The organism is Bradyrhizobium sp. IAR9 (assembly GCF_013408065.1).
Lineage (GTDB): Bacteria > Pseudomonadota > Alphaproteobacteria > Rhizobiales > Xanthobacteraceae > Bradyrhizobium.
In genome coordinates, this window is record NZ_JACBZW010000008.1 from 172761 (window position 1) to 192879 (window position 20119).

General features: G+C 63.8%; 19 protein-coding genes. 13 read left to right on the top strand and 6 right to left on the bottom strand.

Features of this window, described 5'->3' with window-relative positions:
* Positions 1-73: 73 nt before the first annotated feature.
* The 4 genes from GGD67_RS22080 to GGD67_RS22095 all read right to left on the bottom strand — a co-directional run bounded on the left by GGD67_RS22080 (position 74) and on the right by GGD67_RS22095 (position 2348).
* Positions 74-916, bottom strand: coding sequence for a hypothetical protein (locus GGD67_RS22080; RefSeq protein WP_179735807.1), 843 nt, complete (start codon positions 914-916; stop codon positions 74-76).
* 262 nt (positions 917-1178) lie between these two features.
* The gene (gene pqqA / locus GGD67_RS22085) at positions 1179-1259 is read right to left on the bottom strand and encodes a pyrroloquinoline quinone precursor peptide PqqA (RefSeq protein ID WP_012029362.1); all 81 of its coding nucleotides are present in this window, start codon (positions 1257-1259) and stop codon (positions 1179-1181) included.
* Between the two features lie 229 nt (positions 1260-1488).
* Complete coding sequence (locus GGD67_RS22090; RefSeq protein WP_179735809.1) at positions 1489-1824, bottom strand: hypothetical protein; 336 nt, start codon at positions 1822-1824, stop codon at positions 1489-1491.
* Positions 1825-1955: 131 nt separating this feature from the next.
* Complete coding sequence (locus tag GGD67_RS22095; RefSeq protein ID WP_179735811.1) at positions 1956-2348, bottom strand: EF-hand domain-containing protein; 393 nt, start codon at positions 2346-2348, stop codon at positions 1956-1958.
* A 342-nt stretch (positions 2349-2690) separates the two neighbouring features.
* Between GGD67_RS22095 and GGD67_RS22100 the strand changes: the two genes are divergently transcribed.
* The 6 genes from GGD67_RS22100 (at position 2691) to GGD67_RS22125 (ending at position 8596) form a co-directional block, all read left to right on the top strand.
* A complete protein-coding gene (locus GGD67_RS22100; RefSeq protein ID WP_018320727.1) occupies positions 2691-4355 on the top strand; it encodes a methanol/ethanol family PQQ-dependent dehydrogenase in 1665 nt (554 codons plus the stop codon).
* Positions 4356-4366: 11 nt separating this feature from the next.
* Positions 4367-4723 (top strand): c-type cytochrome, encoded by a 357-nt coding sequence (locus tag GGD67_RS22105; RefSeq protein WP_091966698.1) that lies wholly within the window; start codon positions 4367-4369, stop codon positions 4721-4723.
* Entirely contained in the window at positions 4720-5649 is a 930-nt protein-coding gene (locus GGD67_RS22110; protein ID WP_179735813.1) for a transporter substrate-binding domain-containing protein, read from the top strand. The genes GGD67_RS22105 and GGD67_RS22110 overlap by 4 nt, the downstream gene beginning before the upstream one ends.
* A gap of 251 nt (positions 5650-5900) precedes the next feature.
* Positions 5901-6926, top strand: coding sequence for an FUSC family protein (locus GGD67_RS22115; RefSeq protein WP_179735815.1), 1026 nt, complete (start codon positions 5901-5903; stop codon positions 6924-6926).
* Between the two features lie 110 nt (positions 6927-7036).
* Positions 7037-8026, top strand: coding sequence for a tripartite tricarboxylate transporter substrate binding protein (locus GGD67_RS22120; protein WP_179735817.1), 990 nt, complete (start codon positions 7037-7039; stop codon positions 8024-8026).
* Positions 8027-8170: 144 nt separating this feature from the next.
* Positions 8171-8596 (top strand): hypothetical protein, encoded by a 426-nt coding sequence (locus tag GGD67_RS22125; protein ID WP_179735819.1) that lies wholly within the window; start codon positions 8171-8173, stop codon positions 8594-8596.
* A 37-nt stretch (positions 8597-8633) separates the two neighbouring features.
* On the opposite strand, the gene GGD67_RS22130 is transcribed toward GGD67_RS22125, so the two are convergent.
* Positions 8634-9602 (bottom strand): helix-turn-helix domain-containing protein, encoded by a 969-nt coding sequence (locus tag GGD67_RS22130; protein WP_018320733.1) that lies wholly within the window; start codon positions 9600-9602, stop codon positions 8634-8636.
* 511 nt (positions 9603-10113) lie between these two features.
* Between GGD67_RS22130 and xoxF5 the strand changes: the two genes are divergently transcribed.
* From xoxF5 to GGD67_RS22165, 7 genes are all read left to right on the top strand, one after another.
* Positions 10114-11916: a lanthanide-dependent methanol dehydrogenase XoxF5 gene (gene xoxF5 / locus GGD67_RS22135; protein ID WP_018320734.1), complete on the top strand. Its 1803-nt coding sequence runs from the start codon at positions 10114-10116 to the stop codon at positions 11914-11916.
* Positions 11917-12027: 111 nt separating this feature from the next.
* Positions 12028-12516 (top strand): c-type cytochrome, methanol metabolism-related, encoded by a 489-nt coding sequence (locus GGD67_RS22140; RefSeq protein WP_018320735.1) that lies wholly within the window; start codon positions 12028-12030, stop codon positions 12514-12516.
* A 60-nt stretch (positions 12517-12576) separates the two neighbouring features.
* Positions 12577-13686, top strand: a complete 1110-nt coding sequence (locus GGD67_RS22145; protein WP_018320736.1) for an S-(hydroxymethyl)glutathione dehydrogenase/class III alcohol dehydrogenase — start codon at positions 12577-12579, stop codon at positions 13684-13686.
* 32 nt (positions 13687-13718) lie between these two features.
* Complete coding sequence (gene gfa / locus GGD67_RS22150) at positions 13719-14282, top strand: S-(hydroxymethyl)glutathione synthase (RefSeq protein ID WP_018320737.1); 564 nt, start codon at positions 13719-13721, stop codon at positions 14280-14282.
* A 643-nt stretch (positions 14283-14925) separates the two neighbouring features.
* A complete protein-coding gene (locus tag GGD67_RS22155; RefSeq protein WP_179735821.1) occupies positions 14926-15378 on the top strand; it encodes a (2Fe-2S)-binding protein in 453 nt (150 codons plus the stop codon).
* Between the two features lies 1 nt (position 15379).
* Complete coding sequence (locus GGD67_RS22160; protein ID WP_179735823.1) at positions 15380-17707, top strand: molybdopterin cofactor-binding domain-containing protein; 2328 nt, start codon at positions 15380-15382, stop codon at positions 17705-17707.
* Between the two features lie 72 nt (positions 17708-17779).
* Positions 17780-18037, top strand: a complete 258-nt coding sequence (locus GGD67_RS22165; protein ID WP_018320740.1) for a hypothetical protein — start codon at positions 17780-17782, stop codon at positions 18035-18037.
* Between the two features lie 281 nt (positions 18038-18318).
* Here GGD67_RS22165 and GGD67_RS22170 read toward each other — a convergent pair whose 3' ends face one another.
* Positions 18319-20046: a methanol/ethanol family PQQ-dependent dehydrogenase gene (locus tag GGD67_RS22170; protein ID WP_092261827.1), complete on the bottom strand. Its 1728-nt coding sequence runs from the start codon at positions 20044-20046 to the stop codon at positions 18319-18321.
* Between the last annotated feature and the right edge of the window lie 73 nt (positions 20047-20119).

The following is a 20119-nucleotide window of genomic DNA, read 5'->3' on the forward strand; positions in this document are numbered from 1 at the left end:
AGAAATGGGGCCGGAACTGGGCTCTTCCCGTGCTCCCGGGCAAAGCAAAGCCCGGGCATGACGACGCTCTCTGCTAAAAATTAACCCCGAACACCATCCGGGCCTGGTGGCGTTCAAAATTGACGAGGTCGAGATTGCCGCCCGATCCGGCCGGGCGCCCCCAGGCCTGCATGCTCCAGCTCAAGGTCAGCCGCGAGCGCTCGGAGAGCTGGAAATAAGCGGTCGGGCCGACGAACAGGGCCTGGCCTGAAAACTCGCCGAGGCCGATGCCTTCGTATTGCCGGAAGTAGCGCAGCTCGCCGCCGAGCAGCATGTTGGGCCGCACACGCACCAGGCCGGCGAACGCCGCACCGATCGTCGAACTCTTCTCCGACTGCCCCGCCACCTCGAAGCGCGCCCATTCCGGTTGATAGATCAGGTTGAGGGCGCCAATGGCGAAGTTGGGGATGAGCTCGCGGTCGAAAGCGAGGGTGAATTCGGTGCCGTACATCCGCCCCTTCGCGCCGCTGGTCTCGTCGATGCGGTCGCCATGCAGCTCGGCGGCGATGGTGAGTCCGAACGGGGCGTGCTCGCGGTTGAGCAGGCGATAACGCAGGTCGAGCGAGGCGCCCTGGAAGTTGATCTGGCGGCGGTCGTCGATATCAGGGACACCGGTGATGTCGTGCAAGCTGGCGGCGGCGCCGACCTCGATGCGGAAGTTCGGCAGCGGCACGATCTCGATCTCGACCTCTTTCTCAAGAGCGCGATAGGTCCCGCCGCCCTTGCCGAAGCGCCCCGTCGTCTGGCTCTGGAATTCGCGCTCGCCGGGATTGCCAACATCGGTGCCGATCATGAAGCCGAAGATGTGCTCGGTATCGAAGCCCTCCTCGGCGTGCCCATGCGTCGGTGTCAGCGCGACCGCGCAGGCAAGCACCATCAGAAATCTGCGAGCTCCGCCGCGCATCCCCATGCCCCGAAGGCGCGCGCCGCTTTGATGCGGCAGCAGCGCTGACCGGCCATCAGCGTAACACACTGCAGCAAGAGCGTGGTCGAGATTTTGATGGAAGATGATTGAAGCCTGCGCAGGCGTGTCATCGCGTCGATGGCAAGACGCAGAGCACAACGATGCCAGGCCTGAGATCCGACACTGCCACGGCTTCGACGGCGTTCACCGTCGAAGCCGCGGCAGGTCGTCAGTCTTACTTGCGCGCAGCGCAGGCGTACATGTTGATTTCCATGCCGACCGGCACTTCCACGATCTTCGGAGCTTTCCAAGCCATTCGGGGTCTCCCCAAGGTATTGAGCGCGACATCGCGCGGCGCAAAACCTAGGGCTGCGTTAGGTGCAGTTCAAGCCTCGATTCGCCTGCCGAGCGCGTCCGTGTCGATTCTTCGCGGCTGCATTTCTCTCTCGGACAAAGCCAGTTCCCTCTTGGTCAAACACGACCTGCGGGACACCGTCTTGTGCGACGCACCGCACGTCGAATCGACACGAATGGCACCGTCGCCGTCAGCAGCCCTTGTCGGCCATTGCGGCGTCCGGCTTGGCACCTTCGGCGCGCTGAGCCGCCGTCGGCTGGCTCTGCATCTGCCGCTGCGCATCTTCGGATGAAGCCGGCGTTTCGCCACTTGCACGATTCATCGTGCTGGTCGGCGGATGCTGGCTGGTGTCGCCCGCTGAACTGGACGAGTGCGACTGCGCTGCGCCCACCGTCACGGGACCAGAACCGGCATCCTTGTCAGTGCTGGCGCTGCCCGTGTTGCACGGGCCGGCGACGGCGACGCCGGCGCTCAACGCCAGGATCGCGCAGGCAGTAAGAATGGAACGTTTCGTGTTCATCTGCATCTCCTCTTCTCCCGCCGCGCTGCCCCGGCGCCGAGCAGGACTCGCGAAGAGAACAGGCCGAACAGCCTGATGTTCCGAGTGTCGGAGCGGAAATGCCCGCAAACGTCCCCTCGTCTGTTCCGATTTACCGTTCACCGCAACAATCGCAGCAGCGACCGGCCAGCGCGCGAATTCAGCTCCTTCGCATCCAGCGTTCCGTCCTTGTCGGGATTGGCCGCGTTGAAGCGCTGCTCGACCACGGCGAGATATTCGTCGAGCGTCAGGGTCCCGTCGCGATCGGGATCGGCCGCGGCAAGCTCTTTCGCCGTCAACCGCCCGCGCAATTCGCGCGCGTCGAGCGTGCCGTCATGATCGGGATCGAGCTTTGCGAACGTTGCGGCGGCCGCCTTCTTCACCTCGGCAAGATCGAGCGTGCCGTCATTGTCGGTGTCGAACAACTTGACCGCGCTGCCGGAGGCCGACCACGCCGGACCGGACAACAATGCAATGGTGAGTGCAAGCGCAACTGAGCGACGCGAAATCATCAAGACCTCCCAGATGAAGAGCCCCGGTTCGGGCGGGACACAACGAAATAAATCCACAAGCAGTCCCAGGTTCAAGTCCGTAACTGCAACTTGCGCGCGCGACAACCCAGGGGAACCCGGCTTGCGCCCCCGAACGACCGACGCCCGGAGCTGCGTCGCGTCGCGGGATTTTTCAGCGTCTCCGCACAAGTGGGACTCGGTTGCCGTCAGGTTTCCGTAAGGTGACCGGCGCCTGTTCAACGATATCGACACGACACTTATGACTTTCGTATTGACGCGTTTTGGTTTCCGACGGAGTGTTGCTCCCGCAGCGTCAAAAGGCGCGCATATTGGGAGGAACGGATGAAACGCTTTGCGATGGCCGCGAGCCTCGTCATGCTTGCATCGACTTGTGCAAGCGCACAGACCACCGAGCAACTGGTCAAGGGCGCGACCGATACATCGAACGTTCTCAATTACGGGATGGGCTACAATCTGCAGCGCTTCTCGACGCTGAACCAGATCAACAAGGACAGCGTCAAGAACCTCGTCCCGGTCTGGAATTACTCGTTCAACGACGATCGCAGCGAGGAATCGCAGCCGCTGGTGTACCAGGGCGTGATCTACGTGACCTCGCACAACGCGACCATGGCGGTCGACGCCAAGACCGGCAAGCAGATCTGGAAGACCAAGGTCGAATATCCCGCCGAGACGCCGCGCATCGTCTGTTGCGGCATCATCAACCGCGGTGCGGCGCTCTATGACGGCAAGGTGTTTCGCACCACGCTCGACGCCAACGTGATCGCGCTCGACGCCAAGAACGGCAAGGAGCTGTGGCGGCAGAAGGCGGCCGACATCAAGGAAGGCTATTCGATGACGGTGGCGCCGCTGGTCGCCGACGGCGTCGTCATCACCGGCATCTCCGGCGCCGAGTTCGGCACCAGGGGATTCATCGACGGCTGGGATCCTGCGACGGGCAAGCATCTGTGGCGCACCCATTCGATCCCCTCGCCGGAAGAGCCCGGCGGCGATACCTGGAAGGGCGATACCTGGAAGCTCGGCGGCGGCTCGACCTGGATCACGGGGTCTTATGACCCCGAGCTGAACACGATCTATTGGGGCATCGGCAATCCCGGACCGTTCAACTCGGCGGTGCGTCCCGGCGATAATCTCTACACCTGCTCGGTGCTGGCGATGGATCCCAAGACCGGCAAGATCAAGTGGCACTACCAGTTCTCGCCGAACAATCCGTTCGACTATGACAGCGTGGCCGAGATGGTCCTCGCCGACATGAATGTCGAGGGCAAGCCGACCAAGGTGCTGATGGACGCCAACCGCAACGGCTTCTTCTACGTGCTCGACCGCACCAACGGCAAGCTGCTCGCGGCCAACCCTTACGTGAAGGTCAACTGGGCAACCGGCATCGACATGAAGACGGGACGTCCGATCGAGACCGACGTGTCGAAGGACGCGCGCGAGGGCAAGAAGGTCACGGTCTATCCGTCGATCCTCGGCGGCAAGAACTGGGAGCCGATGTCCTTCAACCCGCAGACCGGCCTTGCCTATGCCAACACGCTCGCCTTCGGCGGCAGGTACAAGACTGAGCCCGTCACCTTCAAGCAGGGTGAATGGTATCTCGGGATGGACCTGACCGATCTCTGGGAGTACGGCGATGGGCCGCGCGGTCATCTCAAGGCGATCGATCCCATGACCGGCAAGTCGAAATGGGAAGCGCCGAGCGACATTCCACGCTTCTCGGGCGTGCTGTCGACCGCCGGCGGCGTCGTGTTCTCGGGTGCCCTGACCGGCGAGTTCGAGGCCTTCGATGCGGACACCGGCAAGAAGCTCTGGCAGTTCCAGACCGGGTCCGGCATCGAGGGCCAGCCGGTGACCTGGCAGCAGGATGGCGTGCAGTATGTCGCGGTGACCAGCGGCTATGGCGGCGTCTACTCGCTGTTCTCGGGCGACGAGCGGCTTGCCAACGTGCCGCCCGGCGGCTCGCTGTGGGTCTTTGCGGTCAAGCAGTAATCCACGGCATGATGCTGAGAAAACCATCTCACAAGACGGCGGCGGTCCTCGCCGCCGTCGCGGGGCTGACGGTCGCGCTTGCGGCGACCGTTCGCGCCGCGGACGACGCAACCGGCAATCCCATGCAGGCACAGATCGACCACGGCAAGTCGACCTATGCTTCGAAATGCTCGCACTGCCACGGCCCCAATCTGATGAACTCCGGCACGATCACGCCGGACCTGCGTGCCATCCCCGACGACAAGACGCGCTTCGTCACCACAGTGAAGAACGGCAAGAACAACAAGATGCCGCCGTGGGGCGATATCCTCAACGACGAGGAGATCGGCTCCCTCTGGGCCTTCATCTCCAGCCGGAGGAAGCCATGAGGGGCCGGCGTGCTGCATGGAGCATTGCGGCCCTCCTTTCGACGATGGCGTCGGTCGCCCTTGCGGCCGACGATCCCCTGAAGATCTGTCTCGACGAGGACCGGCCGCCGTTCTCGATGCACCACCGCGGCAAGCCGGATGCCGGCTTCGACGTGCTGCTGGCGCAGGCGATGGCGGAGCGGCTCGGACGGAAGCTGACGATCCAGTGGTTCGAGAGCAAGCTGGACGAGGATTCGAGTCCCCAGCTCGAGGCCAATGCGTTGCTCTCGGATGGCCGCTGCTCGCTCGTCGGCGGCTACGCGCTGACGAAGGATTCGCTCGTCGCCCCCGGGATGAAGACGGCGCGCTTGCCTGACTTCGCCGGGGCCACGCGCGACGATCGGCGGCGCCGCGTCGCACTCGGCGTGCTCGCGCCGAGCCAGCCTTACGTCTATTCACCGATGACGGTCGTGCTCGGGCCGAAGGCAAGCGGCCGCAAGATCGGCGACATCGGCGATCTCGCCGGCCTTCGTCTCGTCATCGAAAGCGGCTCGCTCGGCGATGCCATCCTGATGACCTTCGACAAGGGGCGGCTGATCGACAACATCACCCATCTCGTCCCCGGCCGCGACGATCTGCTGGGCGCACTCCAGCGCGGCGACCATGACGCGACGCTGATCGACCTCGGCCGCTTCGACGCCCATCGCGCCGCGCATCCGGACACGGCGATCACCGCGTCGGGCTACTATTATCCGATCGGCGCCAATCGCGGCTATGTCGGACTGGGCAGCGATGGCGCGCTGATCGACGCCGTCAACAAGGCGCTGACGGGGCTCGCGGCCGAAGGCAGGATCGCAGAACTCGGCAAGCAGGCCGGGCTCACCTATCTGCCACCGCGCGAGCCTGCGATTCTGGGCGATGTCTGGATGAAGATCATTCAGCGGTAGAGCTGGTCGCGGCGAGCGGCAGCACCTCCGCGCGCTCCGCTGTCATGCCCCGCGAAGGCGGGCATCCAGTACGCCGCGGCCCAACGGGTCAATCACAACCGTCACGGAGTACTGGATCGCCCGCCCCAGTGCGCAATTGCGCACAAGGCGGGCGATGACAGCGAGGGTGCGGCAAGGCCGTCGAGCCCTACGCAAAGTTCTGCATCATTCCGTGCTATGCTTGGCTTTTTCATTCGCCCCTTTGGTGATCCGTGAATTCGCCCATCAGCCCGTCCGCCACCAACCTGCGCGACCTGCTCTCCCGCGAAATCAAAACCGCCGAGCTGCTGCGCGCGCTGATTGTCGTCGGACCGATGGTGGCCGCCTATTTCATCGCGCGCGAAACGGCGCTGCTCAATCTCGGGCTGGTCGCGGTCTCGTTGCTCATTCCCGCGCTCAGGCAGCACTTTCCGCCGAAAGTCATCGTCTGGCACTACCTCGCCATCCTCGTGACCTTTGCCGCACTCTTCCTGGCAGCCCCGATCAAGCCGCTATTCGCGGTGCTGACGGCGCTTGCCGGTTTTCTGGCGGTGGCAGGGACCCGCTATGGCGAGCATTTCCGCACGCTGGGCAACTGGGTATTCATCCCCGCCGTCTATCTCGCCTGCGAGGTGCGGGAGGGCGTGAGCACCGCCGAAGCGCTGCGCCATGCCGGCGTGATCGTCGCCTCCTCGCCGATCGCGCTGGCACTGGTCTGCGGCATCCGGATTTACGACCAGCGAGGGCAAGGCGATGCCGCAACCTCGTTCGGACCGCCCGCGGCCGAATGGTTTCTGCCCGCGCTGGCAACCGCCATGGCGGTGTTCGCGGCGGCGGCGCTGGTCGAGATCCTGAACCTTGCGCAGGGGCAATGGGTGATGTGGTCGGCCGCGAGCGTCGTGGTCGGCGATCTCTCGACGTCCACCGACAAGCTGAAGCAGCGTACGATCGGCGCCTTCGTCGGCGTGCCGCTGGGCTTCCTCGCCGGCATCGTATTGCCGCAGAGCCGCGTCGGCTACGCGCTCGCGGTGCTGGCGGCGACCCTCACGCTGATCTCGTTTTCCCGCTACATCCTCGGCTTCGGCCTGCGCTGCTTCTTCATCGCGCTGGCGGCCTCCTTTGCCGGCGGCGCCAGCGGCATCGCGGAGGAGCGCATCGTCAACGTGCTGATCGGCGGCAGCTTTGGCCTGATTGCCGTGGCCCTGACCGAGATCGTGTGGCTGCGCATCATGCGTAAGGCGCGGTCGCCCCCCGGGTGAGGCGCGAATGGGCACCTCGCCGCTGTGTCGAATGCGCCAATCTGTCTCGCTCGCCGGCCATGGCGGCGCCAGCCTGATGCAGTAGGTTCGGCCAAAATCAGGAGGGAATCATGTCCGCCAAATTCGATCGCCGCCACTTCGTCGCCGCCGGTACCACCGCACTTGCGATGCCCTTCGTCATGCGCAACGCCTCGGCGCAAGCCGCGTGGCCGTCGCGGCAGATTCGCATGATTTGCAGCTATCCCGCCGGCGGGCAGACCGACCTGCTCGCGCGCGCCTATGGTGAGTTCATCTCCAAGCAGGTCGGCAAGACTGTCGTCGTCGAGAACAAGCCCGGCGCCTCCGGCGCGATCGGCACCGCCGAAGTCGCCCGCGCCGAGCCCGACGGCCACACCATGCTGTGCTCGATCTCGACCACCTACATCATGAACCGGGTGGTGATGAAGAATCCCGGCTACGACATGGACAAGGATTTGGCGCTCGTCAGCGTCATTCCGGGTGCCGGCCTGTTGCTGGTCGCGAACCCCAAGACCGGGGTCAAGACGCTGGAGGATTTCGTCGCGTTCGCACGCAAGAGCGGCAAGGTGAACTTCGGCACCTATAGCGCCGGCTCGGCCCCGCACATGACGATCAACGAGCTCAACAAGCAGTATGGCCTGTCCATCGAGCCGGTCCATTACCGCGGCGAGGCCCCGATGTGGACGGGGATGCTCGAAGGCACGCTGGATGCCGCGATGGGCAGCTACACGGCGGCCCAGTCGGTCCTGCAAAGCGACCGCGGCACCGTGTTCGCGGTGCATTCGAAGAAGGTCGATGCGATCCCTGCTATCAAGACCCTCCCGGAGCAGGGCGCGACCTCGAAATTCTTCACCGTGAGCGGCTTCTCGGGCTGGGCCGTGCCGAAGGCGACGCCGCAAGCGGTCGTCGACCGCCTGGCTGAGCTGTGCGTTGCCGCCAACAACGATCCGAAAGTGAAGGAAGTCCTCGCGACCTTCGTGCTCGAACCCGCAATCGGCTTCAAGGAGAGCAACGCCCTGTATCAGCGCGAACTGCCGATCTGGATCGAGAGCGCGAAGTCTCTCGGCCTCGAGCCGGCTTGAGGATCGAGGCGCGGCGCAACGCGCCCGCCGTCCTTCCCGGGCCGGCTTCCGACCAAAGCCTAGTGTCGGAAGCGCAATTTCACGCTATGATTGTGCGCCACCGCCGAGAGCCTTCATCGGGGCGGAACGGGAAAGGCCGATTGCATGACACCGGATGGAGTCGCTGTCGCCGTCATGGTCATCCTGCTCTTTCCGATGGGCTATTTCACGCTGGCATCGCCCGCCTTCCTGCTGGTGAAGCTCGATATCCAGCCCGTCGCCCAGCTGCTGCGTGGAATGTTCAACGCCCATTTTCTGGTGATGCGCATCGCCACCGTGATTGGAACGGTGGCCTTCCTCCTCGACGGCCGCCTGGCGGCTGCGATGGGCGTCGGCATGATCGCTGCCCTGGCAATCTGGGGGCGCAGCTGGTTCATGCGGCGGATGGACGACCAGCTCAGTGCAAGGGACGCCGGCGATGCCGAAGCCCCGCGTCGGTTGCGCAGGCTACATTGGAGCGGAATGTTGGGCAACGCGGTGCTGCTCGTCGCTCTCGTGGTCAGCATTCCCTATATTGCGACGTCGGCGTAAGCGGGATCGCAATCGCTGACAGCCCCTCGCGTCCGGCCTAGTGCTCGCCCGAACTCGCGGTGGCCTGCTGCGCCTTGTGGATCGAGGACGGCACCACGCCGAAATATTTCCGGAACACCCGGCTGAAATGCGATGAGCTGGAGAAGCCCCAGGAGAACGCGACGTCGGTGATGGTCTTGCCGGCGTGGGCCTCGAGCTCCTGGCGGCAGTTCTGTAGGCGCGCCTGCCAGATGTAGTCGCTCACCGTGGTGCCGCGCTCCGAGAACAGCATGTGTAGATAGCGCTTGGAGCAGCCGAGCTCGGTCGAGATCTGGTCGATGCAAAGATCCGGATCGCGCAGGTGCTCGCGGATAAAGAACTGCGCGCGCACATACATCGCTTCGGGCCCGACACGGTCGAACATCGTGTCGGCTTCGCGCAGCGGCAGCAGCAACAGGTCGATCAGCGAATCGGCGACGCCGACCGCGCTGTTTGCCGACAGCTTTGCCGCCTCGTCGAAAGTCGCGTGAACGAAATCATGGGCGATCCGCCCCGTCCCTGTCTTCGACGACAGCTTGCAGGCGGGCATCCGCTGCGAGGGGAATCCGCGATCGCGCAGCAGCGCCTTCGGCACGATCACGACGTCGTGACGGGTGAAGGCCGGGCTGATGATCGAATGCGGGCAGGAGACGTCATAGGCGATGATGTCGCCCGGGTTGATTTCGATGTGGCGGCCTTCTTGTTCGAAATAAGACACGCCGTAAGTCTGGAAGTGAATCTTGATGTACGGATGCTCGTTGGCCTTGGCGCGCGCCAGCGTATGGGCGATGCGATGCTGACTCACTTCGATCTGGCAGAGCTTCAGGCGCGAGACGCTGGTGTAGTCGATGCGGCCCTCGAGCGAGGACGCCTCCAGCGGATCGACGTCGAAATGCCCACACAGACTCGTCAGCCCGTCGATCCAGCTTTGGATCTGGCGCTTCGGCGTCATGCCGGTCGTCGAGAGCGTGTGAATGGTGTCGGACATTAATCCAGCCACTGGTTTGATCCGGAGAGACGCGAATCGCAACCAGCGCTGCCGGAGCCCTCAGCCGTGATTGCGTGACGTTTACCTCGAATTTGAGCGGTCTTTTGGCACGAGCGCCATCGTTCCATTGCCACCCTTGAAACTTAATCCTCCGCCTTAGTTGCAGCGCCGTCAAGGGGAACCTGAGCGTTGAAGGCACTGTCAAAGCGATGCGGAAGCCGCTGAATTCGCTACTGCAAAATCAAAATCTTCGCGTCCGTGCGCTATCAAGCAAACCGCCTTCTCTCTTGGGCAAGTTTCCCGATGACGAAGTCGTTAGGGATTGCGGCAGGAACAACAAGAACGGGCCGCTCCTGCACGTGGACCCGTGGCTCTCATCAGGAGGAGGAAACAGCACAGCATCGTTTCTGGTCCCAATCGTGACCGCCCTGCACGAGCAGACGCCGGACGAGAAGCCCGGTGAATCAGTATTGCTTCGGAAACAATAAACGAGACCAACGGAGGAATAACTATGCGCAAGGTGCTACTGGCGACCTTTCTTGGCTCCGCGGCGGCGCTCGCCGTCGGGGGCGCCTCAGCCAATGACGAGCTGGTCAAGATGTCGCAGAACCCGAAAGACTGGGTGATGCCGACCGGCGACTACGCCAATACCCGCTATTCCAAGCTCAACCAGATCAACGCACAGAACGTAGGCAAGCTCCAGGTGGCCTGGACCTTCTCGACCGGCGTGCTGCGCGGCCATGAAGGCGGCCCGCTGATCATCGGCAACATGATGTACGTCCACACGCCGTTCCCGAACAAGGTCTATGCCATTGACCTTTCGCAGGAGAACAAGATCGTCTGGAAGTACGAGCCGAAGCAGGATCCGAACGTCATCCCGGTGATGTGCTGCGACACCGTCAACCGCGGCCTGGCCTACGGCGACGGCAAGATCTTCCTGCATCAAGCCGACACCACCCTCGTCGCGCTCGATGTCAAGACCGGTCAAGTCGCATGGACCGCCAAGAATGGCGATCCGAGCAAGGGCGAGACCGGCACGTCGGCCCCCATGGTCGTCAAGGACAAGGTGCTGATCGGCATCTCCGGCGGCGAGTTCGGCGTCCAGGCCCATATGTCGGCTTACGATATCAAGACCGGCAAGCTGGCATGGCGCGGATATTCGGAAGGACCGGACAACCAGCTCCTGGTCGACGACAAGACCACCGCGCTCGGCAAGCCGATCGGCAAGGATTCCAGCCTGAAGACCTGGCAAGGCGATCAGTGGAAGATCGGCGGCGGTGCCACCTGGGGCTGGATCTCCTACGATCCCGAGCTGAACCTCGTCTACTACGGATCGGGCAACCCCTCGACCTGGAATCCGAAGCAGCGTCCCGGCGACAACAAATGGTCGATGACGATCTGGGCGCGCAACCCGGATACCGGCGTCGCCAAGTGGGTCTATCAAATGACGCCCCACGACGAATGGGACTATGACGGCGTCAACGAGATGATCCTCTCGGACCAGTCGATCAACGGCCAGCCGCGCAAGCTGCTGACGCATTTCGACCGTAACGGCCTAGCCTACACCATGGACCGCACCAACGGCGAACTCCTGGTCGCCGAAAAGTACGATCCGAAGGTGAACTGGACCTCCGGCGTCGACATGGACAAGAACTCGCCGACCTACGGCCGTCCGAAGGTGCTGGACGCAGCTTCGACCGACAAGGCGGGCGAGGACGTCAACGTGAAGGGCATCTGCCCGGCCGCGCTCGGCACCAAGGACGAGCAGCCGGCAGCCTACTCGCCGGACACGCAGTTGTTCTACGTTCCGACCAACCACGTCTGCATGGACTACGAGCCGTTCAAGGTGAGCTACACCGCGGGCCAGCCCTATGTGGGTGCGACGCTCTCGATGTATCCGCCGGCGGGTGAAACCCACATGGGCAACTTCATCGCCTGGGACGGCAAGACCGGCAAGATCGTCTGGTCGAACAAGGAGCAGTTCTCGGTCTGGTCGGGTGCACTCGCAACCGCCGGCGGCGTGGTGTTCTACGGCACGCTCGAAGGCTACCTGAAGGCGGTCGACGCCAAGTCCGGCAAGGAGCTCTACAAGTTCAAGACTCCCTCCGGCATCATCGGCAACGTCACCACCTATGAGAACGGCGGCAAGCAGTATGTCGCAGTGCTCTCCGGCGTCGGCGGCTGGGCCGGCATCGGTCTGGCGGCAGGCCTGACCGATCCGACCGCAGGTCTCGGCGCGGTCGGTGGCTACGCGGCTCTCAGCAACTACACGGCACTCGGCGGTACGCTGACCGTGTTCGCGCTGCCGAACTAGGCCCATCAGCATCGCTCCGGCGCGTGGAATCAAATCCACGCGCCGGCTCGTCTCCCCCGGGCTCCTTCGAGGATGAATCTCTTGCGTAAAATCTGCTCTGTCATTGCTGCGATGATCTTGGTTGCGTCCGGAGGAATTGCGGTCGCGGACGGTCCGGGCGATCCGACCGCCGTGAAGAAGGAAGACGACGGAAAGTGGCTCGATAAGGAAGGCACTCCGACCTACAAGATTTCCGACGGCACCGTGGACTGGTTCACCTATTCCGGATACCGCCGCTATCACTCCGACTGCCACGTCTGCCATGGGCCTGACGGCATGGGCTCCACCTACGCGCCGGCGCTCAAGGATTCCGTCAAGTCCATGAGCTATGGCGACTTCCTCGGCGTTGTCGCCTCCGGTCGCAAGAACATCTCGACCGCGCAGGAGAACGTCATGCCCGCCTTCGGCGATAATCCGAACGTCGCCTGCTACATGGACGATCTGTACGTCTATCTGCGCGCCCGCTCCACCGAAGCATGGGGCCGGCAGCGTCCCTCCAAGAAGGAGGAGAAAACGGAGGCCTACACCAAGGCGGAAGACGCCTGTATGGGCCATAAATGAACGTTGCTGAGGCTGCCGAGACTACCTCTTGGCACCTTGCGAGAATTTGAGGAGCTACCAATGAAGACACGTGCCGCCGTCGCTTTCGAAGCCAAGAAGCCGCTCGAGATCGTCGAGCTCGATCTGGAAGGACCGAAGGCCGGCGAAGTCCTGGTCGAGATCAAGGCGACGGGCATCTGCCATACCGACGCCTATACGCTCGACGGCTTCGACAGCGAGGGAATTTTCCCGTCGGTCCTGGGGCATGAGGGGGCGGGCATCATCCGCGAGATCGGCCCTGGCGTGACCTCGGTGAAACCGGGTGACCACGTCATCCCGCTCTACACGCCGGAATGCCGGCAGTGCAAAAGCTGCCTCAGCCAGAAGACCAATCTCTGCACCGCGATCCGCGCGACGCAAGGCAAGGGCGTGATGCCCGACGGCACCAGCCGCTTTTCCTACAAGGGCAAGCCGGTCTATCACTACATGGGCTGCTCGACCTTCTCGAACTTCACCGTGCTGCCGGAGATCGCGGTCGCCAAGATCCGCGAGGACGCCCCCTTCGACAAGAGCTGCTACATCGGCTGCGGCGTCACCACCGGCGTCGGCGCCGTCGTCAACACCGCGAAGGTCACGCCCGGCTCCAACGTGGTCGTGTTCGGCCTCGGCGGGATCGGCCTCAACGTGATCCAGGGCGCCAAGATGGCCGGCGCCGACAAGATCATCGGCGTCGACATCAACGACTCCAAGGAGGATTGGGGCCGCAGGTTCGGCATGACCGAGTTCGTCAACCCCAAGAAGATCACCGGCGACATCGTCCAGCACCTCGTCGGCCTCACCGATGGCGGCGCCGACTACACTTTCGATTGCACCGGCAACACCACGGTGATGCGCCAGGCGCTGGAAGCCTGCCATCGCGGCTGGGGCACCTCGATCATCATTGGCGTTGCCGAATCCGGCAAGGAGATCGCCACCCGCCCGTTCCAGCTCGTCACCGGGCGCAACTGGCGCGGCACGGCCTTCGGCGGCGCCCGCGGCCGCACCGACGTGCCGAAGATCGTCGACTGGTACATGAACGGAAAGATCCAGATCGATCCGATGATCACCCACGTGCTCAAGCTCGAAGAGATCAACAAGGGCTTCGACCTCATGCACGAGGGCAAATCCATCCGTTCAGTCGTCGTCTACTAGCTCGAAAGCGTCACCCCAAGGAGGATCGACCCATGACTGTTGCACTCCATCCATCGATCGACAACGGCCTCAAACAGGGCAGCGGCAGCTTCGCCGGCGGCACGCTGGCTTGCAAATGCAAGGACCACCAGGTCAAGGTCGGCATCAAGGGCGACGTCGCCCACAATCACGCCTGCGGCTGCACCAAGTGCTGGAAGCCGCAGGGCGCGACGTTCTCCGTCGTCGCCGTGGTGCCGCGCCAGAACGTCACCGTGCTCGAGAACGGCGACAAGCTCCAGATCGTCGATCCGTCCGCGGTGATCCAGCGCTACGCCTGCAAGGCGTGCGGCACCCACATGTACGGCCGCATCGAGAACAAGGGCCACCCGTTCTACGGTCTCGACTTCATTCATCCCGAGCTGTTCCAGGAGCAGGGCTCGCAGGCGCCGCAATTCGCCGCCTTCGTCTCCTCGGTGATCGAAGCGGGCGTGAAGCCGGAGCAGATGGCGGGCATCCGTTCGCGGCTGAAGGAAATCGGGCTCGAGCCCTATGATTGCCTGTCACCGGCGCTGATGGACGCGATCGCGACCCACGTCGCCAAAGCCAAGGCTGCCTAACAAGGCCGCCTGAGCAAGGCGGTCGGACGTTCGCCATGCCCTATCCGCTCGCTGGCCTCGATCAGTGCCAGCGAGCCCGGGCCCGGCCCCGAGACAGTCGCGGCGATGCCGCCGTCCCTGCAAGCTACGCGTATGCGAGCGTGATTGGCTCCCTCAGTCCTGGTCTCTGAATGACTGCGCAGCGCCGCCAACTTCCGTCTTGAAGTTCCCGGCCCCTGCGTTTCTCCCTCCCTCGACTGAGGCACCTTGCTTCGTCCGCGCAGTCTTTCTGGCGGACGAAGCTTTTTTCATCGCACCCCCTGTTTGCGAACACGTGGGCCCACGCGGCGCGCTGACGCGCCCTGCTTTTGACAAACCATCGATGCAATCTTTTCCCGGTGAGAACACCCGGCTGTGAACGCCGGGCGGTGGTGATCTCTGCTACGATCGCGCCGTCACGATGCCGCACGACGTTCAATCAATTAAGAACAAAAACGGGGGAGGTATCGAGCACATCCAGACATCGCCATCGGCGTTCCTGCCTCCCTCCGGGATCTGCCCGCGCGGGACGAGGGCGGGATGTGGCGCGACCCGGCACGAACCGTCGCCGACCGGCGTCGGCAAGTTTTGAATTTGGCATGCTTATGAAGAGCGAGGGACGATCATGATCAAGGTGAAGATCAACGGCCAGGAACAGAGCTGGGACGGCGACCCGGATCTCCCACTACTCTGGTTCCTGCGTGACGAGGCCGGACTGACCGGCACCAAGTACGGCTGCGGCCAGGCCCTGTGCGGCTCCTGCACCGTCATCGTCGACAAGCAGGCCGTGCGCGCCTGTATCACATCGGTCAACGACGTCGCCGGACGCGAGGTCACTACGATCGAAGGGCTGCATCCGACTGGCGATCATCCGGTGCAGAAGGCGTGGCGCCAGGTCAACGTGCCGCAATGCGGCTTCTGCCAGGCCGGTCAGATCATGCAGGCTGCGGCCCTGCTGATGGACAACCCGAAACCCTCGCACGACCAGATCCGCGAGTCGATGTCAGGCAACATCTGCCGCTGCGGCTGCTACCAGCGCATCGAGAACGCGGTCCATCTCGCATCGACGGGGGTGTGACATGAATTTCATCGACAATCCCGGCAAGCTCCATAGCTTCGAAAAACGTGGCTTCGAAAAGAACATCAAGGTCGAGAAGGTCTCGCGCCGTAGCATCCTGAAGGGGCTCGGCATCACCGGCGGCTTCGTGCTCGCCGCACCCGTGATGTCGCGCCAAGCATTGGCCTACGAGACCGGCGCCGGCAAGATGCCGCACGGCGTCGTGGTGGATCCGCGCGTGTTCGTTTCGGTTGGGCCCGACGGCATCGTGACCATCGTGGGTCACCGTTCGGAAATGGGCACCGGCGTCCGCACCAGCCTGCCGCTGATCGTGGCCGAGGAGATGGAAGCCGACTGGTCCAGGGTCAAGGTGCAGCAAGCCCATGGCGACGAGGTCAAGTTCGGCAACCAGGACACCGACGGCTCGCGCAGCACGCGGCATTATCTGATCCCGATGCGCCAGATTGGCGCCTCGGCCCGCACCATGCTGGAGCAGGCCGCGGCGAAGCGCTGGGGCGTACCGGCGACCGAGGTCAAGGCGGTCAATCACGAGGTCGTCCACAGCGCCAGCGGCCGCAAGCTCGGCTTCGGCGAGCTCGCTGCCGACGCCGCCAAGGAATCGGTGCCCAGCATCGAAGGCCTCAAGCTGAAGGACCCCAAGAATTTCCGGTATCTCGGCAAGGGCCAGGTCGGCATCGTCGATCTCCACGACATCACCACCGGCAAGGCGCATTACGGCGCCGATGTGCGGCTGCCGGGCATGAAATATGCCGTGATCGCGCGCCCGCCGGTAACCGGCGGCAAGCTGGTCTCGTTCGATCCCGATGCGGCGCTGAAGATCCCCGGCGTCGAGAAAGTGCTGAAGGTTCAAGGCTGGCCGTGGCCATCAAAGTTCCAGCCGCTCGGCGGCGTCGCCGTGATCGCGCGCAACACTGGCGCGGCGATCAAGGGCCGGGATGCGTTGAAGCTGGTCTGGGACGATGGTCCCAACGGCAAATACGACTCCGTCGCCTACCGTAAGGAGCTCGAGGAAGCCTCGCGCAAGCCGGGCCTCGTCTTGCGCAAGGAGGGCGACGCGGACGCTGCCCTGAAGGGCGCCGACAAGGTGATCGTCGGCGAGTACTACGTCCCGCATCTTGCTCATGTCAGCATGGAGACGCCGGTGGCGGTCGCCGACGTCAAGGGCGACAAGGCGGAGATCTGGGCGCCGGTGCAGAGCCCCGGCGGCACCCGCGAGGACGTCGCCAAGACGCTCGGCATCCCCGAGGGCAACGTCACCGTCAACGTCACGCTTCTCGGCGGCGGTTTCGGACGCAAGTCGAAATGCGACTTTGCGCTCGAGGCCGCGCTGCTCTCGAAAGAGCTCGGCGCACCGGTGAAGGTGCAGTGGACGCGCGAGGACGACATCCACAACGGCTTCCTGCATACCGTCTCGGTCGAGCGGATCGAGGCCGGCCTCGACAAGAGCGGCAAGGTGGTCGCCTGGCGCCATCGCAGCGTGGCCCCCAGCATCGCCTCGACGTTCGCTGCCGGGACCGTGCACCAGGCCCCGTTCGAGATCGGCATGGGCCTCGTCGACATGCCGTTCGAGATCGCCAACATCTCGTGCGAGAATCCGGAAGCCGCGGCGTTCACCCGCATCGGCTGGTTCCGCTCGGTCTCGAACATCCCGCGCGCCTTCGCGGTGCAATCAATGGTCGGCGAGATCGCGCAAGCGACCGGCCGCGACCAGAAGGAGACGCTGCTCGCGCTGATCGGAAGCCCGCGCATCGTCAAACCGGAGGTGAAAGACCTCTGGAACTACGGCGAGCCCCAGGAGAGCTACCCGATCGACACCGCGCGCTTGCGCAAGGTGGTCGAACTGGTCGCCGAGAAGGGTGAGTGGGGACGCAAGGTACCGAAGGGCCACGGCCTTGGCATCGCGGTGCACCGCAGCTTCGTCAGCTACATCGCGACCATCGTCGAGGTCGCCGTCGACGACAAGGGCAAGCTGACGGTGCCACGGGTCGACACGGCGATCGATTGCGGCACCTATGTCAACCCCGAGCGCATCGCCTCGCAGATCGAAGGCGCGGCGATCATGGGGCTGAGCCTCGCCAAATACGGCGAGATCACCTTCAAGGACGGCAAGGTGCAGCAGAAGAACTTTGACGACTTCCAGGTCGTCAGGATGGATGAATCTCCTGTGGTGACCAACGTCTACATCGTGCCGCCCGGACCCGACACGCCGCCGAGCGGCGTCGGCGAGCCCGGTGTTCCGCCATTCGCACCGGCGCTGATCAATGCGATCTTCGCGGCGACCGGAAAACGCATCCGCTCGCTTCCGATCGGCAAACAATTGGAAGCCTGAGACGGAACAGAGGCGCGAGACGGAACACAAGCGGTCTCGCGCCGTTTCCATCGATCTGACAGGAGCAGATCGATGACAAATATCTCAAAGGCGCTCGCAGTCTCGTTGCTGTCGGGCGCCTTTCTTGTGACGGCCTCCGGCGCATTCGCCCAGAGCAACACGACGCCGCCGGCCACCGCGACACGCCCCACCGCGCCGGACCAGAACTCGCTGCCCAACGCCGCCCCGCCTGCCTCCACCACCCAGACCACCGGACAGCACAATCCGGATCCCAAGGTTCGCGAGATGAACCAGAAGGAAAAGGACAAGGTGGAGCGTCAGGGGAAGTAGCCTTCGCGTCTGCGCATTGATGCGCCCTCTCCCCCTGCGGGAGAGGGCAGCGACGCTGGCTGACACGAGCTCACTTGGGTGAGGGGTTGTCTCGGCGAGTCCCCCTCGCGATGAGAGCGCGGATAGAACCCCTCATCCGGCGCTTCGCGCCACCTTCTCCCGCAAGGGGAGAAGGGAAGTAAGCGCGTTCGACGCCTTCCATCGCAAAAATGCGGCGGACGTTGCCGTCCGCCGCATTCGCCACCCCCCTGCTGCTCCGCTTCTTTCGATCCGCCGCGGAGCTACTTCTTCAGCGCAAACACCCAGATGACGCCGCCTTGCGGCACATTGGCTTCGATGCCGATGTTGTTGGTCACCAGCGCGTCCTGGATGCGCTGCGCGTCGACGCCCCATCCCGACTGGATCGCGATGTATTGGGTGCCGTCGATCTCATAGGACACCGGCATGCCCATGATGCCGGAGTTGGTCTTCTGCTCCCACAGGAGCTCGCCGGTCTTGGCGTTAAAGGCGCGGAAATTGCGGTCATTGGTGCCGCCGACGAAGATGAGATCGCCCGCGGTCGCCGTCACCGAGCCGAACAGCTGCGACTTCGGGAAGTTGTGTTGCCACACCTTCTTGCCCGTAGTGGGATCCCAGGCCTGCAGCTCGCCGAAATGATCCGCGCCCGGCTTCGTCTTCAGGCCGATGTCTTCCGGCTTGGTGCCGAGCCAGAGCTCACCCGGCTTGAGGGCGACTTTCTCGCCGGTGAACCCGCCGCAGAAATTCTCGTTGGCGGGCACGTAGACGAGGCCGGTCTTCTGGCTGTAGGCCGCCGACGGCCAGTCCTTGCCGCCCCACAGCGACGGACAGAACTCGACACGCTTGCCGATCACCGGCTTGTGCGCGGGGTCGACGATCGGCTTGCCGCTCTCGGGCTCGATGCCCTTCCAGACGTCGGTCGAGACGAACGGCCAGCCGGCGACGTAGTTGATCTTGGTCGGCGTGCGCTCGAGCACCCAGAAGATCGCGTCGCGGCCCGGATGGACCAGGCTCTTGATGTTGCGGCCATCGCGTTGCAGGTCGATCAGCATCGGCGCATCGACCTCGTCCCAGTCCCAGGAATCGTTCTGGTGGTACTGGTGATAGGTCTTGATCTTGCCGGTGCTCGGATCGAGCGCAAGCACCGAGGAGGTGTAAAGATTGTCGCCGGGATGGGTCTCGCCGGGCCATGGCGCGGCATTGCCGACGCCCCAATAGATCGTCTTGGTCTCCTTGTCGTAATTGCCGGTCATCCAGGCCGAGCCACCGCCGTTCTTCCAGTCGTCGCCCTGCCAGGTGTCATGGCCCGGCTCGCCTTCGCCTGGAATGGTGAAGGTTCGCCACAGCTCCTTGCCGTCTTTGGCATCATAGGCCGCGATATAGCCGCGCACGCCGAACTCGCCGCCGGAGCCGCCGACAATGACCTTGCCGTCGACGACCAGCGGCATCAGGGTCATGTACTGGCCCTTCTTGTAGTCCTGCACCTTGGTGTCCCAGACCACCTTGCCGGTCTTGGCATCGAGCGCGACGACGTGGTCGTCCGTGGTGGCGAGGTAGAGCTTGTCCTCCCAGAGGCCAACGCCGCGGCTGGTCGGGTGCAGCTGGAACAGATCGTCGGGGAGCTGCCGCTTGTAGCGCCAATATTCGTCGCCGGTCTTGGCGTTGAGCGCGATCACCTGTCCCATCGGGGTCGCCACGAACATCACGCCGTTGTTGACGATTGGCGGCGCCTCGTGGCCTTCGACGACGCCGGTGGCAAAGGTCCAGACCGGCGTGAGATTCTTCACGTTGGAGGTGTTGATCTGATCGAGCGGGCTGTAGCCGTGCCCGTCATAGGTGCGCCGATAGAGCATCCAGTTGTTTGGCTCCGGATTCTCCAGCCGCTGCGCGGTGACCGGTGCGTAATTCTCGATCGGACCTGACACGGCGGCGGTCGAGGCGAGGCAGGTGAAGGCGACGAAGCCGGACAGGTACCATTGCTTCCTGGTCATGGACGTTCCCCTTTTCATCCGTTTGAATTCTTGTGTTGAATTCTTGTCGTTCGTCCCGTCGTCCGCCCAACGG

Excerpts from the sequence above, each read along its gene's own strand:
- pqqA (WP_012029362.1), bottom strand. The coding sequence starts at position 1,259 with ATGGCTTGGAAAGCTCCGAAGATCGTGGAAGTGCCGGTCGGCATGGAA.
- GGD67_RS22140 (WP_018320735.1), top strand. The coding sequence starts at position 12,028 with ATGATCTTGGTTGCGTCCGGAGGAATTGCGGTCGCGGACGGTCCGGGC.
- GGD67_RS22080 (WP_179735807.1), bottom strand. The coding sequence starts at position 916 with ATGGTGCTTGCCTGCGCGGTCGCGCTGACACCGACGCATGGGCACGCC.
- GGD67_RS22095 (WP_179735811.1), bottom strand. The coding sequence starts at position 2,348 with ATGATTTCGCGTCGCTCAGTTGCGCTTGCACTCACCATTGCATTGTTG.
- GGD67_RS22120 (WP_179735817.1), top strand. The coding sequence starts at position 7,037 with ATGTCCGCCAAATTCGATCGCCGCCACTTCGTCGCCGCCGGTACCACC.
- gfa (WP_018320737.1), top strand. The coding sequence starts at position 13,719 with ATGACTGTTGCACTCCATCCATCGATCGACAACGGCCTCAAACAGGGC.
- GGD67_RS22155 (WP_179735821.1), top strand. The coding sequence starts at position 14,926 with ATGATCAAGGTGAAGATCAACGGCCAGGAACAGAGCTGGGACGGCGAC.
- GGD67_RS22090 (WP_179735809.1), bottom strand. The coding sequence starts at position 1,824 with ATGCAGATGAACACGAAACGTTCCATTCTTACTGCCTGCGCGATCCTG.
- GGD67_RS22145 (WP_018320736.1), top strand. The coding sequence starts at position 12,577 with ATGAAGACACGTGCCGCCGTCGCTTTCGAAGCCAAGAAGCCGCTCGAG.
- GGD67_RS22165 (WP_018320740.1), top strand. The coding sequence starts at position 17,780 with ATGACAAATATCTCAAAGGCGCTCGCAGTCTCGTTGCTGTCGGGCGCC.
- GGD67_RS22130 (WP_018320733.1), bottom strand. The coding sequence starts at position 9,602 with ATGTCCGACACCATTCACACGCTCTCGACGACCGGCATGACGCCGAAG.
- GGD67_RS22170 (WP_092261827.1), bottom strand. The coding sequence starts at position 20,046 with ATGACCAGGAAGCAATGGTACCTGTCCGGCTTCGTCGCCTTCACCTGC.
- GGD67_RS22105 (WP_091966698.1), top strand. The coding sequence starts at position 4,367 with ATGCTGAGAAAACCATCTCACAAGACGGCGGCGGTCCTCGCCGCCGTC.
- xoxF5 (WP_018320734.1), top strand. The coding sequence starts at position 10,114 with ATGCGCAAGGTGCTACTGGCGACCTTTCTTGGCTCCGCGGCGGCGCTC.
- GGD67_RS22100 (WP_018320727.1), top strand. The coding sequence starts at position 2,691 with ATGAAACGCTTTGCGATGGCCGCGAGCCTCGTCATGCTTGCATCGACT.
- GGD67_RS22160 (WP_179735823.1), top strand. The coding sequence starts at position 15,380 with ATGAATTTCATCGACAATCCCGGCAAGCTCCATAGCTTCGAAAAACGT.
- GGD67_RS22125 (WP_179735819.1), top strand. The coding sequence starts at position 8,171 with ATGACACCGGATGGAGTCGCTGTCGCCGTCATGGTCATCCTGCTCTTT.
- GGD67_RS22110 (WP_179735813.1), top strand. The coding sequence starts at position 4,720 with ATGAGGGGCCGGCGTGCTGCATGGAGCATTGCGGCCCTCCTTTCGACG.